The organism is Variovorax ginsengisoli (assembly GCF_030486595.1).
Taxonomy (GTDB): Bacteria; Pseudomonadota; Gammaproteobacteria; order Burkholderiales; family Burkholderiaceae_C; genus Variovorax; species Variovorax ginsengisoli_B.
In genome coordinates this window covers 241,887-255,795 of sequence record NZ_JAUJZH010000004.1, presented here as the reverse complement: position 1 = coordinate 255,795, position 13,909 = coordinate 241,887, and the positions used below count along the sequence as shown (strand labels likewise).

Below are 13,909 nucleotides of genomic sequence, written 5' to 3'. Positions count from 1 at the left end.
CGCGTCGCGCCCGAGTCACGGCGCTGCCGGCCCTTGCGCGGCCTACCATGACGGGAACCATGGTCACTGCGCCGCCCACGTCCTCCGGCGACCTCGTCGTCGCCCGCCCCGAAGGCCTCTACTGCCCGCCGGGCGACTTCTACATCGATCCATGGCGCCCGGTCGACCGCGCCGTCATCACCCACGCGCACTCCGACCATGCCCGCGTCGGCCACGGCCACTACCTGGCGCACACCGACAGCGAAGGCACGCTGCGTACGCGGCTCGGCGAGATCACCTTGCAGACCCTGCCCTACGGCGAGTCGATCGTGCAGAACGGCGTGCGCATCTCGCTGCACCCGGCCGGCCATGTGCTCGGCTCGGCCCAGGTGCGGCTCGAACACGGCGGCCGGGTCTGGGTCGCCTCGGGCGACTACAAGACCGAGCCCGACGGCACCTGCACGCCCTTCGAGCCGGTGCCCTGCGACACCTTCATCACCGAGTCGACCTTCGGCCTGCCGATCTATCGCTGGCCGACGCAGGCGGCGCTGTTCGCCGAGATCAACGACTGGTGGCGCGCCAACGCCGAACAGGGCAGGGCGTCGGTGCTGCTCTGCTATGCCTTCGGCAAGGCGCAGCGGATCCTGCACGGCGTCGATCCGGCCATCGGGCCGATCGTGGTGCACGGCGCGGTCGAGCCGCTCAACGCGGTGTACCGCGCCGCCGGCGTGGCGCTGCCGCCGACCGTTCGCGTGACCGATCCGGGCGTCGATGCCGCGCTGCTCAGGCGCGCGCTGGTGCTGGCGCCGCCATCGGCCCAGGGCACGCCCTGGATGCGCCGCTTCGGCAACTATTCGGATGCCTTCGCCAGCGGTTGGATGCAGCTGCGCGGCACGCGGCGTCGGCGCGGCGTCGATCGCGGCTTCGTGATGTCCGACCACGCGGACTGGCCCGGCCTGCAGCAGGCCATTGCGGGCACCGGCGCCGAGCGGGTCTTCGTCACCCACGGCAGCGTCGCGGTGCTGGTCCGCTGGCTGACAGAGAACGGGCTCGAGGCCCAGGGCTTCAAGACCGAGTACGGCGACGAGGACACGGAGCCGGTCGCGCCTGCGCCATGAAGCAATTCGCCGCGCTCTATCGCGAACTCGACGCGACCACCTCCAGCCTCGCCAAGCAGGCCGCGCTGCAGCGCTATCTGCAGGACGCACCGGCGCCGGACGCGGCCTGGGCCGTGTACTTCCTGGCCGGTGGCAAGCCGCGCCAGCTGGTGCCCGCCAAGCTCTTGCGGCTGCTCGCGCAGGAGGCCGCGGGCCTGCCCGAGTGGTTGTTCGACGAAAGCTATGAAGCGGTCGGCGATCTCGCGGAGACGATCTCACTGCTGCTGCCGGCGCCGACCGACAGGCACGACATGGGCCTTGCGGAATGGATCGAGGCGCACCTGCTGCCGCTGCGCAAGCTGCAGCCCGAGGCCTTGCCCGATGCGCTGCGAGCGCAGTGGCAGCGCCTCGCCACCGACGAGCGGCTGGTCTACTTCAAGCTCATCACGGGCGGGTTTCGGGTCGGCGTGTCGAAGCTGCAGGTCACGCAGGCGCTGGCCGCGGTCGGCGCGCTCGACCCCAAGCGCGTGGCCCAGCGGCTCATGGGCTACACCCACATCAGCGGCCAGCCGACGGCCGCCGACTATGCGGCGCTGATCTCGCCGGAGAGCACCGGAGAGCGCGACCAAAAGACCAGCGGCCAGCCCTACCCATTCTTCCTCGCGCATCCGTTCAACCTGCCGCTCGACCAGTTCGACGCCGCGCTGGGTGCGCCTTCGCAATGGATCGTCGAGTGGAAGTGGGACGGCATCCGGGCCCAGCTGGTCAAGCGCGCGGGCCAGGTCTGGCTCTGGTCGCGCGGCGAGGAACTGGTGACCGATCGCTTCCCCGAGCTCGCCGTGATGGGTGATGCATTGCCCGACGGCACGGTGCTCGACGGCGAGATCGTGGTCTGGCGCGAGGACCGCGCGCAGCCCTTCGCCGAGCTGCAGAGGCGCATCGGCCGCAAGACGCTCGGGCCGAAGCTGCTGCGTGAGATCCCGGTGGTGCTGCTGGCCTACGACCTGCTCGAATGGCAGGGCCGCGACCTGCGCGCCATGCCGCAGCAGGAGCGCCGCGCGCTGCTCGACGACCTGCTCGCCAGCGTGCAGCATCCGTCGCTGATCGCGAGCCCGATGCTGCACGGCGGCGACTGGCCGGACCTGGCCCGGCAGCGCGAGGCGGCGCGCGCCATGGGCGTCGAAGGGATGATGCTCAAGCAGCGCGACGCCCACTATGGCGTCGGCCGCACCAAGGACGTCGGCACCTGGTGGAAATGGAAGATCGACCCGCTCTCGATCGATGCGGTGCTGGTCTACGCGCAGCGCGGCCATGGCCGGCGCGCCAGCCTCTACAGCGACTACACCTTCGCGGTCTGGGACGGTCCGCCCGAAGCGGCGGACCGCAAGCTCGTGCCTTTCGCCAAGGCCTACTCGGGCCTCACCGACGCCGAGATGGCGAAAGTCGATGCGGTGATCCGCAAGACCACCATCGAGAGCTTCGGGCCGGTGCGCAGCGTGCGGCCCACGCTGGTGTTCGAGCTCGGCTTCGAGGGCATCGCGCGCAGCGCGCGCCACAAGAGCGGCATCGCGGTGCGCTTCCCGCGCATGCTGCGCTGGCGCGAAGACAAGACCGTCGAAGACGCCGATACCCTGCAGACCCTGGCGGCGCTGCTGCCTTCGTGATGACGACGAAACAAGCGCTCGATGCCTGGTTCGCGGCGCGTGGCTGGAAGGCCTTCAAGTTCCAGCGCGCCGTGTGGAAGGCGGTGGCGCAGGGCCGCTCGGGCCTGCTGCACGCGACCACCGGCGCCGGCAAGACCTACGCCGTCTGGCTGGGCGCGCTGCTGGCCTTCGCGTCGCCGCCGAAACGTCCCGGCGGCAAGCGGCCACAAGCCCCGCCGCCGCTCACGGTGCTGTGGCTGACGCCGATGCGCGCGCTGGCGGCCGACACGCTGCGTGCCCTGCAGCAGGCGCTCGACGCCGCCGGTGCCGAGATGCACCCGTGGAGCGCCGGCGCACGCAGCGGCGACACCGGCTCGGCGGAGCGCAGCGCCCAGAACCAGCGCCTGCCGACCGTGCTCGTCACCACGCCCGAGAGCCTGTCGCTGCTGCTCGCGCGCGCCGATGCGCGCGAGGTACTCGGCACGCTGCGCATGGTGGTGGTCGACGAATGGCACGAACTGCTCGGCAACAAGCGCGGCGTCCAGGTGCAGCTGGCGCTGGCGCGCCTGCGGCGCTGGAACGACAGGCTCTGCGTGTGGGGCATGTCGGCCACGCTCGGCAATCTCGAAGAGGCGATGCGCACCCTGCTGGGCGACGAGCCGGGCCTGCTGGTGCAGGGCGAGGTGCCGAAGAAGCTGGTCGTCGACTCGCTGCTGCCGGGTCGGGCCGAGGGTTTTCCGTGGGGCGGCCACCTGGGCCTCACGATGCTGCCGCAGGTCATCGAGGAAATCGCCGCCAGCACCACCACGCTGGTCTTCACCAACACCCGCTCGCAGTCCGAGATCTGGTATCAGGCGATGCTCGAGGCGCGGCCCGACTGGGCCGGGCAGATCGCGCTGCATCACGGCTCGCTCGACCGCGCGGTGCGCGAGTGGGTCGAACTGGGCCTGAAGAACGGTGAGCTCAAGGCGGTGGTCTGCACGTCGAGCCTCGACCTGGGCGTCGACTTCCTGCCGGTCGAGCGAGTGCTGCAGATCGGCTCCCCGAAGGGCGTGGCCAGGCTGCTGCAGCGCGCGGGCCGCTCCGGCCACGCGCCGGGCCGGCCATCGCGCGTCACGCTGGTGCCGACCCACAGCATCGAGATGGTCGAGGGCGCGGCGGCGCGCGCCGCGATCGCGGGCGGCCACATCGAATCGCGCCGCTCGCCCGAGCATCCGCTCGATGTGCTGGTGCAGCACATGGTCACGGTGGCGCTCGGCGGCGGCTTCGAGCCCGACGCGCTCTACGACGAGGTGCGCAACACGGCCGCCTATGCCACGCTCTCGCGCGAGAGCTGGCAGTGGTGCCTGGACTTCGTCTCGCAGGGTGGCGCATCGCTGGCCGCCTACCCGGACTACCGGCGCGCGGTGCCCGACGCGGAAGGCGTCTGGCACGTGCCCGATGCGCGGCTGGCGCGCCGTCATCGCATGAACATCGGCACCATCGTGAGCGACGCCAGCCTGTCGGTGCAGTACCTGGGCGGCGCGAAGATCGGCAGCGTCGAGGAGGGCTTCGTGGCGCGCATGAAGCCGGGTGACTGCTTCCTCTTCGGCGGCCGCCTGCTCGAACTGGTGCGCATCCACGACATGACCGCCTGGGTGCGGCGCGCCAGCGGCAAGCGCTCCGCGGTGCCGCGCTGGAACGGCGGCCGGATGCCGTTGTCGAGCACGCTGGCCGACGCGGTGGTGCAGCAGCTCGCTCTCGCCGACGAAGGCCGCTACGAGACGCCGGAACTGCAATGCGTGCGTCCGCTGCTCGAGATCCAGCAGCGCTGGTCGGCGCTGCCCACACCCGATACGCTGCTGGCCGAAGTGCACAAGTCGCGCGAGGGCTGGCACTTGTTCCTGTATCCGTTCGCGGGCCGGCCGGTGCACCTCGGCCTCGCGAACCTGGTCGCCTGGCGCGTCGCGCAGCACCAGCCGCGCACCTTCTCGATCGCGGTCAACGACTACGGCTTCGAGCTGCTCAGTGCCACCGAGGTCGACTGGCCGACCCTGCTGCCGCAGGTGCTGGTGGCCGGGCACGACGCCGAGGCCCAGGACGCGATCGCGCACGACGACGAGCGCACGGCGCTGCTGCACGAGGTGCTGGCGTCGCTGAACGCCACCGAGCTTGCGCGCCGCCGCTTTCGCGAGATCGCGCGGGTCTCGGGCTTGATCTTCCAGGGCTATCCGGGCGAGAAGCGCAGCAACAAGCAGCTGCAGGCGTCGTCGTCGTTGTTCTACGAAGTGTTCCGCAAGTACGACCCGGCCAATCGGCTGCTGCAGCAGGCCGAGGCCGAACTGCTGGCGCTGGAGCTGGAAATCGGCCGCCTGCGGGCCAGCCTGGCGCGCATGCGTGCGCAGCGGCTGGTGCTGCGAACGCTCGCCAAGCCCACGCCCTTCGCGTTTCCGCTGATGGTCGAGCGATTTCGAGAGAAGCTTTCGAACGAGAACGTGGCCGATCGCATCGCGCGCATGGTGCAGCAGTTCGAAAGTGCGGCCGCGGGCCATTGAAGCCCGCCGCGCCGCTTTTTGGGAAACTCGAACCGTGACCTCGCCGCTCGCTGCCTGCCGGATCGAACTGGCCGGCGAAACCATCGAACTGCTGCCGGAACGCGCCCTCTGGTGGCCGGCCGCCCGCGTGCTGTTCGCGGCCGACCTGCACCTGGGCAAGGCGGCCACCTACCGCGCGCTCGGCCAGCCGGTGCCCGGCGGCACCACGCAGGAGAACCTGGCACGGCTCGACCGCCTGATCGAGCGGTTGACGCCACGCGAGGTCGTTTTCCTCGGCGATTTCCTGCATGCGGCGCAGGCCCGAACGGCCACGCTGCTGGCGGCGGTGGAGGCCTGGCGCGACCGCCACGCCGCGCTGGCCTGCACGCTGGTGCGCGGCAACCACGACAGCCGTGCCGGCGACCCACCGGCCGCGCTGCGCTTCCAACTGGTCGACGAGCCGCATCGGTTCGGCCCCTTCGCGGCCTGCCATCATCCGCAGCGCCATCCGACGCATTTCGTGCTGGCCGGCCATCTTCATCCGGCCTGCAGGCTGCATGGCCGTGGCCGCGACAGCCTGCGCATGCCCTGCTTCGTGCGCGAGGGCGAACAACTGATCCTGCCCGCCTTCGGCGAATTCACCGGTGGCTGGCAGGTGGAGCCGGCGCCCGGGCGGCGTTTCTATGCCGTCGGCGGCAACGGTGTCTGGGCGCTACCCGGCCTGGCCTGAAGGGCGGCGCGGTCAGGACAGGTGCCGCGTCCCCGCCAAGGTGGCGGCCACCGCGGCCTCGAGGTGCGTGCGCAGCCAGCGGTGGATCGGATCGACCTGGTGGCGCTGGTGCCAGGCCATGTACATCGGCATCGCCGGCGTGTGCAGCGGCACCGGCGCCGATGCCAGCCCGCGCAGGGCGCCCTCGATCAGCAGCGAGGGGGCGGTGGCCAGCCACGGCCCGCCGCGCACCAGCGCGCCCAGTCCCGCCATGCCGGGCACGCTGGCCACGATGCGGCGCTCCACATGGCGCTGCACGAACCAATCGTCGATGTCGAGCCGCCGCAGCGGTTCATAGAGAACGCTCACGTGTTCGGCGGCGAGGTAGTCGGCCTCGGAGGTTGGCGCGGCACGGCATTCGGCGTCGAAGTAGACGCGGTAGTGGTCCTCGAACAGGCGCTTCTGCATGATGTCCGAGCCCTCGGGCGGACGCGGCGTGATGATCAACTGGCAGGCCTGTTCGCGCAGCATCGCGGGCACCGGCGCGCCCGATGCGATGACCCGCAGCGTGACGCCGGGCGCCTCGGCCCGAAGGCGGCGCAGCAGCGCCGGCACCAGCAGGTCGCGCTGCAGGTCGTTGGCGGCCACGGTGAAGCAGGCCGTGAGCCGGGCCGGCTCGAAGCCGGCCGCGGTGCTGAAGGCGCGCAACTCGTCGAGCAGCACGAGGGCGCGCCCGGCCAGCAGGTCGGCCTGCGCGGTGGCCACGATGCCGCGGCCGGACTTGACGAACAGCGGGTCGCCGACGATGGCGCGCAGCTTGTCCAGCAGATGGCTCACCGCCGATTGGGTGACGCCCAGGCGCTGCGCCGCACGCGTGATCGAGCCTTCCTCGTGCACCGCGAGCAGCAGGCGCAGCAGGTGGCCGTCCAAGTCCAAATGATCGAATTCGCTCATGGGTGGGATGAGTATGTCGGCCTTTATCGGCGCGTCGATTGCCGGAACACTGCGCAGGCCGGTCTGGAGCGCACGCGATTGATCCAGATCAAGCATTCGCCCGACCGACCCCTCCAGGAGACCTTCATGTGCACCCCTGACATTCCCGGCACGACTCTGTTCGACGGCCGCCAGGCCCGCAAGGGCTACGCGCTGAACAAGATGTGCTTTTCCTTCAACCAAGCCGCCAACCGCGAGGCCTTCGTTCGCGACGAGGACGCCTACTGCGCAGCCTACGGATTGAACGAGCAGCAGCGCGAAGCGATTCGCGCGCGCAATGTGCTGCAGCTGATCGAGGCCGGCGGCAACGCCTACTACCTCGCCAAGTTCGCCGGCATCTTCGGCCTCGACATGCAGGACATCGGCGCCCAGCAGACCGGCCTGACGAAGGCCGAGTTCCAGGCCCGGCTCCTGGCCGCCGCCTGACCCGCCAGGAGACACCTGCCATGGCCAATCTTGTTGGTGCCATCACCACCTCCCACGTGCCGGCGATCGGCCGCGCAATCGCCCGCAACCTGCAGCAGGAGCCCTACTGGCGCCCCTTCTTCGATGCCTTCGCGCCGGTGCACCGCTGGCTGGCCGAGACCCGGCCCGAAGTGCTCGTGGTGTTCTACAACGACCACGGCCTCAACTTCTTCCTCGACAAGATGCCGACCTTCGCGGTCGGTGCCGCACCGGTCTACAGCGGCGCCGACGAAGGCTGGGGCCTGCCGGTCATGGCCTCGTTCGAGGGCGAGCAGGCGCTGTCGTGGCAACTGATCGACGCGTTGGTGCAAGACGAGTTCGACATCACGAGCTGCCAGGAGATGCAGGTCGATCACGCCTTCACGCTTCCGATGGCGCTGCTGTGGCCGGACCAGGCCTGGCCCGTGAAGGTCGTGCCCGTGTGCATCAACACGGTCCAGTTCCCGCTGCCTTCGGCCAGACGCTGCTACGCACTGGGCGAGTCGGTCGGGCGCGCCATCCGCAATTGGGACAGCGACGCCCGGGTCGCCGTGATGGGCACGGGTGGCCTGTCGCACCAGCTGGACGGCCAGCGCGCCGGTTTCATCAACAAGGACTTCGACCTGCGGTTCATGGACAGCCTGGTTGACGACCCGAAATGGGCGACGCGGTTCAGCACCCATGAGCTGGTCGAGAAGGCCGGCACCCAGGGCGTGGAGTTGCTGATGTGGCTGGCCACTCGCGGCGCCCTCGGGTCAAGCGCCCGCTGCCTGCACCGCAACTACCACCTGCCGATCTCCAACACGGCCTCGGGCCTGATGTTGCTCGAACCCTAGAGGACGACTGGCGCGTCCGGCAGTTCGTTGCTGTCCGCGTGGCCCTCGGCCAGCGGAAAGTGCGCGACCAGCAGCGCCGAGACTTCTTCCAGCGCCTGGGTCAGCCCGTCCTCGAAGCGCCCCTCGCGAAAGGCGGCGCCCATGCGCTGCGCCAGGGCCGCCCATTGCGCGTCGTCGACCCGCGCATCGATGCCGCGGTCGGCGACGATCTCGATCGCGTGCTCGGCCAGCAGCAGATAGATCAATACGCCGTTGTTGTGCTCGGTGTCCCAGACCCGCAGCTTACCGAACAACATGATGGCGCGCTCGCGGGCCGGCGCATCCCGCCACAGGTAGGACAGCGGCAGGCCGGCCTCGACGCAGATGCGGATCTCGCCGGTGTGGCGCTTTTCGCTGGCCGATACGCGGTGCGTCAGGCGGTCGAGCAGGTCGGCCGGCAGCGCGCGGCGCAGGTCGGCTTCGTCGGTCCAGCGATGGCGCCAGATGCGGGCGAGGCGTGCGAACAAGGCCATGGCTACCAGTCTCCCGAGGCGCCGCCGCCGCCGAAATCACCACCGCCGCCGGAGCTGAAACCGCCGCCGAAGCCACCGCCGCCACCGCCGCTGCCACGGGAAGATCCGCCACCCCAGCCGCCCAGGCCGCCGGCGCCCAATCCGCCGCCCAGGCCGCCGCCGAAGCCGCCGCCGCGCCGGCCGATCGTGGGCCCGGCACCGAAGGCGGTCGACAGCAGCGTGAAGAGCAGGGCGCCCAGCGCGGCCAGCACCGCGATCACCAGGCTGGATGTCAGCACCATCACCACCACGCCGGTCAGGCCGCCGAGCGCCAGCGAGCCTGGGATCTTGCCCAGGATGCGGCGGGCGATCGGGCCCCCCACGAGCACCACAGCGAACAGGAAGATGCCCAGGTCCTGCCAGTTGAAGCCGCTGCCTCCGCGCGGGGCCTCGCCGAAGTCGCCGCCGCGGGCGTCGACCTCGGGCAGGGCCTCGCCGTTGACGCGGGCGATCAGCTGGTCGGCCGCGGCATCGAGGCCGCCGGCGAAATCGTTCTGGCGGAAGCGCGGCTTCATCGCCTCGTCGATGATGCGGGCCGCGGCCAGGTCGGGCACCGCGCCCTCGAGCGCCTTGGCGACCTCGATGCGCATCTTGCGGTCGTCCTTGGCGACCACCACCAGGATGCCGTCGCCGACCGCCTTGCGGCCGATCTTCCAGGCGTTGCCGACCCGGTTGGCGTAGCTCGCGATGTCCTCGGGCTGCGTGGTCGGGACCATCAGCATCACGATCTGCGAGCCCTTCTTCTGCTCGAAGGCCTGCAACTTGGCGTCGAGCGCGCTGCGTTGCGCGGCGCTCAGGGTGCCGGTCTTGTCGATCACGCGGGCGTCGAGCGCGGGCACCGGCAGCAGGCCCTGCGCCCGCGCCCCCAGCAGCGCCGCCGCCATCAGGAGGAGGGCCGTCAGTGCCTGCCGGATGCGGGCCGCCGTCATCGCGTGCTTGCCGCGCCTACTTCTTGGGGGCGCTGAAATCGACCGTCGGCGGCGCCGAGATCTGGGCTTCGTTCTGGACCGTGAAGTTGGGTTTGGGCTGGTAGCCCATCACCTTGGCCGTCAAGTTGGTCGGGAAGCTGCGGGCCAGCACGTTGTACTCCTGCACCGTCTGGATGAAGCGGTTGCGCGCCACCGTGATGCGGTTCTCGGTGCCCTCCAGCGTCACGCGCAGGTCGCGGAAGGCCTGGTTGGCCTTCAGGTTCGGATACTGCTCCGACACCGCCATGAGCCGCGACAGCGCGCCCGACAGCTCGCCCTGCGCCTGCTGGAAGCGCGCGAAGGCCTCGGGGTTGTTGAGCGTCTCGGGCGAGACCTGGATCGAGGTCGCCTTGGCCCGCGCCTCGATCACCTTGGTGAGCGTCTCCTGCTCGAAGTTGGCTTCGCCCTTGACCGTGGCGACGATGTTGGGCACCAGGTCGGCGCGCCGCTGGTACTGGTTGAGCACCTCGCTCCAGGCCGACTTGCTGGCCTCGTCGAGGCGCTGGAAGTCGTTGTAGCCGCAGCCCGCGAGCGACAGCGCCGCGATCAAGATCAGTAGCCAGCGTTTCAACATGTCCGAGCCCTCTCTGTACGAAGTCGGCAAAGGTAGCATAGAAGGATGGCGCCCGATCCGCTCCAGGCCCTGCAGGCCGCGAACCGGCGACCCTTCGATGGCCGGCCGTCGAAGGGCGCGCTGCTGATCGCCGGCGCCACCGGCGTGCTGGGCCACGAACTGGTGCGGCGGCTCGCGGGCCGCCATCGCTTCGACCATACCTACGTGCTCGCGCGCGAACCCATCCGCGACGGCCTGCCCGGCGTCGAGACCGTGCAGGTGCCGGACCTGCCGATGGCGCAGTGGCCGCCGGTGGCCGCCCGCACGGCGCTGGTGCTGTTCGAGCCGCCGCGGCTTTTCTACGACCGCGAACGGGCGCTGTGGACGCCCGAGCCGGCGCAGCTGCCGGCGCTGGCCGGCTGGCTGCGGTCGTGCGGCGTCCAGACGCTGGCGGTGGTGCTGCCGCACGACCAGGGCCGGCTGCCCGAGGCTCTGAAGCGAGGCCTGGCCAGCCTCGACGAGCAGGCGGTGGTGGCGCTGGGCTTCGAGCGCGTGCTGCTGGTGCGCTCGGCGCAGAAGCCGGTGGCGCGGCGCCTGGCCCATCCCGCCGAGCGGCTGGCGGCCTGGATGCTGTCGATCGCCCGTTTCATGGTGCCGCCCAGCGAGCAGCCGGCGCGGGCCTCCAAGGTGGCCGAGCTGGTCGACGTCGCATTGGCGCTGGCGCCGCCCGGGGTTCACGTGGCGGCGCCCGAACTGGTCTGGCGCGCCACCCAGGGCGAACTGCGCTCGGTGGTGCAGGGCTGGGTGGCCGCCGGCCCTTGAGGCGACGCGCGACCGAGGCAAAATCGCTACTTCCGGCAGCACCACCATGTCCACCAAAGCCAAACTCCGCGCCAGCACCATCGGCGGCACCGCCGACGATGTCGAAGCCGCCTTCTACGAAGCCCTGCAGCGGGGCGACGTCGACGCCCTCATGGATTGCTGGGCCGACGAGGAAGAGGTGTTCTGCGTCCACCCGGGCGGCCCGCGCCTGGTCGGGGCCGAGGCGATCCGCGCCGCCTTCGAGCACATGTTCGGCAACGGCGCCATCCAGGCCACGCCGGCGCGGGTGCGCAAGGTCGAATCGCTCGCCAGTGCGGTGCACAACGTGCTGGAGCGCATCGAGGTGCTGACCGCCGAGGGGCCGCGCCATGCCTTCGTGCTGGCCACCAACGTCTATCACCGCACGGCACAGGGCTGGCGCATGGTCGCGCACCACGCGAGCCCCGGCAGCGCGCACGAGCCCGGCGACGCCAGCGAGGCGCCGCAGACGCTGCATTGAGCGCGGCCATGCAGTACGTCGCCCCACGCTGGCTGCCCGGCGGCAACCTTCAGACCATCTGGCCCGCGCTGTACGCGCGGCGCGCCGAGGCACCTTTGCCGGCCTACCGGCGCGAGCGCTGGGGCACGCCCGACGGCGACTTCGTCGATGTCGACTTCCTGGATGCCGCGGTGTCCGGTCCGAAGCCGCTGCTGGTGCTGTTCCACGGCCTCGAAGGGTCGTCCAGAAGCCACTACGCCGAGGTCTTCGGCGCCTTCGCCCATGCCCGGGGCTGGGACTATGCCGTGCCGCATTTCCGCGGCTGCAGCGGCGAGCTCAACCTGGCGCCGCGGGCCTACCACTCGGGCGACTTCGAGGAGGTCGGCTGGATCCTGGCCCGCCTGCGCGCACAGCGCGACCCGGCCCAGCCTCTGCTGGCGGCGGGTGTCTCGCTCGGCGGCAATGCGCTGATGCGCTGGGCCGAGGAGGCCGGGTCCGAAGCCGCCAAGGTGGCCAGCGCGGTCGCCGCGATCTCCGCCCCGCTGGACCTGGCGGCCGGCGGCGCCGCCATCGGCCGCGGCTTCAACCGGCTGGTCTACACGCGCATGTTCCTGTCGACCATGAAGCCCAAGGCGCTGGCCAAGCTGGCCCAGCACCCGGGCCTGTTCGACCGCGAGAAGCTGCTCGCGGCGCGCGACCTGTACGCCTTCGACGATGTCTTCACCGCGCCGCTGCACGGCTTCCGCGGCACCGACGACTACTGGTCGCGGGGCTCGGCCAAGCCGCACCTGCACCAGATCCGGATCCCGGCGCTGGTCGTGAATGCCGTCAACGACCCGTTCGTGCCGGCCGCGAGCCTGCCGCGCCAGGGCGAAGTCGGCAGCCACGTGACGCTCTGGCAGCCCGCTCACGGCGGCCACGTGGGCTTTCCGCTCGGTGCACCCCCGGGCCACGTGCGGGCCATGCCCGAGCGCGTGGTGGCCTGGCTGAACGAACACCGCTGAGGCACAGCCCCGCACGGCGCAAAATGGCGCCATGGATGAGATCGTTCTGAAGGCCCTTGCCAAGTGGCCCAACGTGCCGCACTGCTACGGCTGGCTGGGGCTCGACGCCCGCGGCAACTGGTTCCTGCGCGACGACCGCACCCAGGCCCTGGGGCCGTTCAGCCAGGCCAGGGGCTCGCAGCTTAGGCACGACAAGCTGATCGACTTCATCCAGCGCAACTACGAACACGACGACCAGGGCCAGTGGTTCTTCCAGAACGGGCCCCAGCGGGTCTACGTCGAGCTCGAGGCCGCGCCGTGGATCTGGCGGGTGTCGGAGGATTTGTCGGTCCGCTCGCATTCCGGTCTGCCGATCGAGCCCACGGCCTGCCTGCTCGACGGCGAAGGCCGGCTCTACCTGGTGGCGGACATCGGCCTCGGCCTGGTCCATACGCAGGATGTCGGTCTGGCGGCCGAGGCGATCGAGCAGGGGCGATGGGTCCCCGAGGATGTCTGCGCCGAAGACCTTCCGGCCCGTTTCGGCCATGTGCTGAGCCCGTCCGCCGGCCAGCCGTTGCCCCGGCCATGAAAAAAGCCCGCATCGCGCGGGCTTCGGGTCGGGTCGCGGCGGCTTACTTGCCGCTGGCCACCGCGGGGGCCGCATCGGCCGGGGCTGCGCCCTCGGCCGCCGGGGCCGCGGCCGGACGGTCGGGCACCGGGAAGGTGGCGCCGCCCGCGTTGGCCATGTAGACCACCGCGCGACCGATCTCGATGTCGTCGAAGTCGCCGCCGCCCTGGGCCGGCATCGCGCCCTTGCCCTTGAGCGCGTGCTCGACCAGCGTGGCGTAGCCCTGGCCGATGCGCGGGCCCCAGGCTGCGGCGTCGCCGTAGTGCGGCGCGCCCGGGATGCCCGGTGCGCCGTGGCAGGCCACGCACTGGGCCTTGAACACGGCCTCGCCGGTGGCCAGCGGCCGGTTGGCGTCGCGGATCTCGATCGAGCCGACCTTCTTCAGGCGGTCGGCGATGTCGCGGTCGCGGGTGTCCTTGGAGACGCCGTACAGCGACATGCTGTCGCCTTGCGCCGAACCCGAGGGATGGGTGCCCGAGACGACGAACGACACGAGGCCGACGATGATCAGGATGGGAGCGATGAAGGAGAAAAAGACCGCGAGCAGCAGTTGCTTCGGATTCTTGATCGGGCCGGTGTGGGCTTCTTCTGTGGCCTGGTAGTGCGGGTCGTCGCTCATTGCGTCCTCAGTATCGGGGGCTTTTTTCGGATCAACGGCGGATTATAGAGAGGCCCCCGGGCCCGGCCGTCTCAGGCCGGACCCGGGGCGTCC

At 70.8% G+C, this 13,909-nt stretch carries 15 protein-coding genes; 10 read left to right on the top strand and 5 right to left on the bottom strand.

Annotated elements, in window-relative coordinates:
* Nucleotides 1-59: 59 nt before the first annotated feature.
* Genes QZH52_RS08090 through pdeM form a run of 4 tightly spaced genes read left to right on the top strand, consistent with a single transcriptional unit; the run spans nucleotide 60 to nucleotide 5,962 of the window.
* Entirely contained in the window at nucleotides 60-1,097 is a 1,038-nt protein-coding gene (locus QZH52_RS08090; RefSeq protein WP_301806446.1) for a ligase-associated DNA damage response exonuclease, read from the top strand.
* Nucleotides 1,094-2,740 carry an ATP-dependent DNA ligase gene (locus QZH52_RS08085; protein WP_301806443.1) on the top strand — a complete coding sequence of 549 codons (1,647 nt, stop codon included), beginning with the start codon at nucleotides 1,094-1,096 and terminating at the stop codon, nucleotides 2,738-2,740. Before QZH52_RS08090 ends, QZH52_RS08085 begins: the two co-directional genes overlap by 4 nt.
* The gene (locus QZH52_RS08080; RefSeq protein WP_301806440.1) at nucleotides 2,740-5,253 is read left to right on the top strand and encodes a ligase-associated DNA damage response DEXH box helicase; all 2,514 of its coding nucleotides are present in this window, start codon (nucleotides 2,740-2,742) and stop codon (nucleotides 5,251-5,253) included. Before QZH52_RS08085 ends, QZH52_RS08080 begins: the two co-directional genes overlap by 1 nt.
* Before the next feature lie 34 nt (nucleotides 5,254-5,287).
* The gene (gene pdeM, locus QZH52_RS08075) at nucleotides 5,288-5,962 is read left to right on the top strand and encodes a ligase-associated DNA damage response endonuclease PdeM (RefSeq protein ID WP_301806438.1); all 675 of its coding nucleotides are present in this window, start codon (nucleotides 5,288-5,290) and stop codon (nucleotides 5,960-5,962) included.
* Nucleotides 5,963-5,974: 12 nt separating this feature from the next.
* On the opposite strand, the gene QZH52_RS08070 is transcribed toward pdeM, so the two are convergent.
* The gene (locus QZH52_RS08070) at nucleotides 5,975-6,895 is read right to left on the bottom strand and encodes a LysR family transcriptional regulator (protein WP_301806435.1); all 921 of its coding nucleotides are present in this window, start codon (nucleotides 6,893-6,895) and stop codon (nucleotides 5,975-5,977) included.
* A gap of 126 nt (nucleotides 6,896-7,021) precedes the next feature.
* On the opposite strand from QZH52_RS08070, the gene QZH52_RS08065 reads away from it, so the two are divergent.
* Nucleotides 7,022-7,360: a protocatechuate 4,5-dioxygenase subunit alpha gene (locus tag QZH52_RS08065; protein ID WP_301806432.1), complete on the top strand. Its 339-nt coding sequence runs from the start codon at nucleotides 7,022-7,024 to the stop codon at nucleotides 7,358-7,360.
* 20 nt (nucleotides 7,361-7,380) lie between these two features.
* The gene (locus tag QZH52_RS08060; RefSeq protein ID WP_301806429.1) at nucleotides 7,381-8,214 is read left to right on the top strand and encodes a class III extradiol dioxygenase family protein; all 834 of its coding nucleotides are present in this window, start codon (nucleotides 7,381-7,383) and stop codon (nucleotides 8,212-8,214) included.
* Here QZH52_RS08060 and QZH52_RS08055 read toward each other — a convergent pair.
* Genes QZH52_RS08055 through QZH52_RS08045 form a run of 3 tightly spaced genes read right to left on the bottom strand, consistent with a single transcriptional unit; the run spans nucleotide 8,211 to nucleotide 10,307 of the window.
* A complete protein-coding gene (locus QZH52_RS08055; protein WP_301806426.1) occupies nucleotides 8,211-8,726 on the bottom strand; it encodes a TPM domain-containing protein in 516 nt (171 codons plus the stop codon). The genes QZH52_RS08060 and QZH52_RS08055 overlap by 4 nt on opposite strands.
* A gap of 2 nt (nucleotides 8,727-8,728) precedes the next feature.
* Complete coding sequence (locus QZH52_RS08050; RefSeq protein ID WP_301806423.1) at nucleotides 8,729-9,694, bottom strand: TPM domain-containing protein; 966 nt, start codon at nucleotides 9,692-9,694, stop codon at nucleotides 8,729-8,731.
* A 16-nt stretch (nucleotides 9,695-9,710) separates the two neighbouring features.
* Nucleotides 9,711-10,307: a LemA family protein gene (locus tag QZH52_RS08045; protein ID WP_436411553.1), complete on the bottom strand. Its 597-nt coding sequence runs from the start codon at nucleotides 10,305-10,307 to the stop codon at nucleotides 9,711-9,713.
* Between the two features lie 45 nt (nucleotides 10,308-10,352).
* On the opposite strand from QZH52_RS08045, the gene QZH52_RS08040 reads away from it, so the two are divergent.
* From QZH52_RS08040 to QZH52_RS08025, 4 genes are read left to right on the top strand one after another with little or no spacing between them, the layout of a single operon-like run.
* Complete coding sequence (locus tag QZH52_RS08040) at nucleotides 10,353-11,108, top strand: hypothetical protein (protein WP_301806419.1); 756 nt, start codon at nucleotides 10,353-10,355, stop codon at nucleotides 11,106-11,108.
* A gap of 46 nt (nucleotides 11,109-11,154) precedes the next feature.
* Entirely contained in the window at nucleotides 11,155-11,607 is a 453-nt protein-coding gene (locus tag QZH52_RS08035; RefSeq protein WP_286506421.1) for a YybH family protein, read from the top strand.
* A gap of 8 nt (nucleotides 11,608-11,615) precedes the next feature.
* Nucleotides 11,616-12,590, top strand: coding sequence for a YheT family hydrolase (locus QZH52_RS08030; protein ID WP_301806414.1), 975 nt, complete (start codon nucleotides 11,616-11,618; stop codon nucleotides 12,588-12,590).
* A gap of 31 nt (nucleotides 12,591-12,621) precedes the next feature.
* Nucleotides 12,622-13,158 (top strand): DUF2946 family protein, encoded by a 537-nt coding sequence (locus QZH52_RS08025; RefSeq protein WP_301806410.1) that lies wholly within the window; start codon nucleotides 12,622-12,624, stop codon nucleotides 13,156-13,158.
* 43 nt (nucleotides 13,159-13,201) lie between these two features.
* Here QZH52_RS08025 and QZH52_RS08020 read toward each other — a convergent pair whose 3' ends face one another.
* Nucleotides 13,202-13,816, bottom strand: coding sequence for a c-type cytochrome (locus QZH52_RS08020; RefSeq protein ID WP_286534945.1), 615 nt, complete (start codon nucleotides 13,814-13,816; stop codon nucleotides 13,202-13,204).
* Between the last annotated feature and the right edge of the window lie 93 nt (nucleotides 13,817-13,909).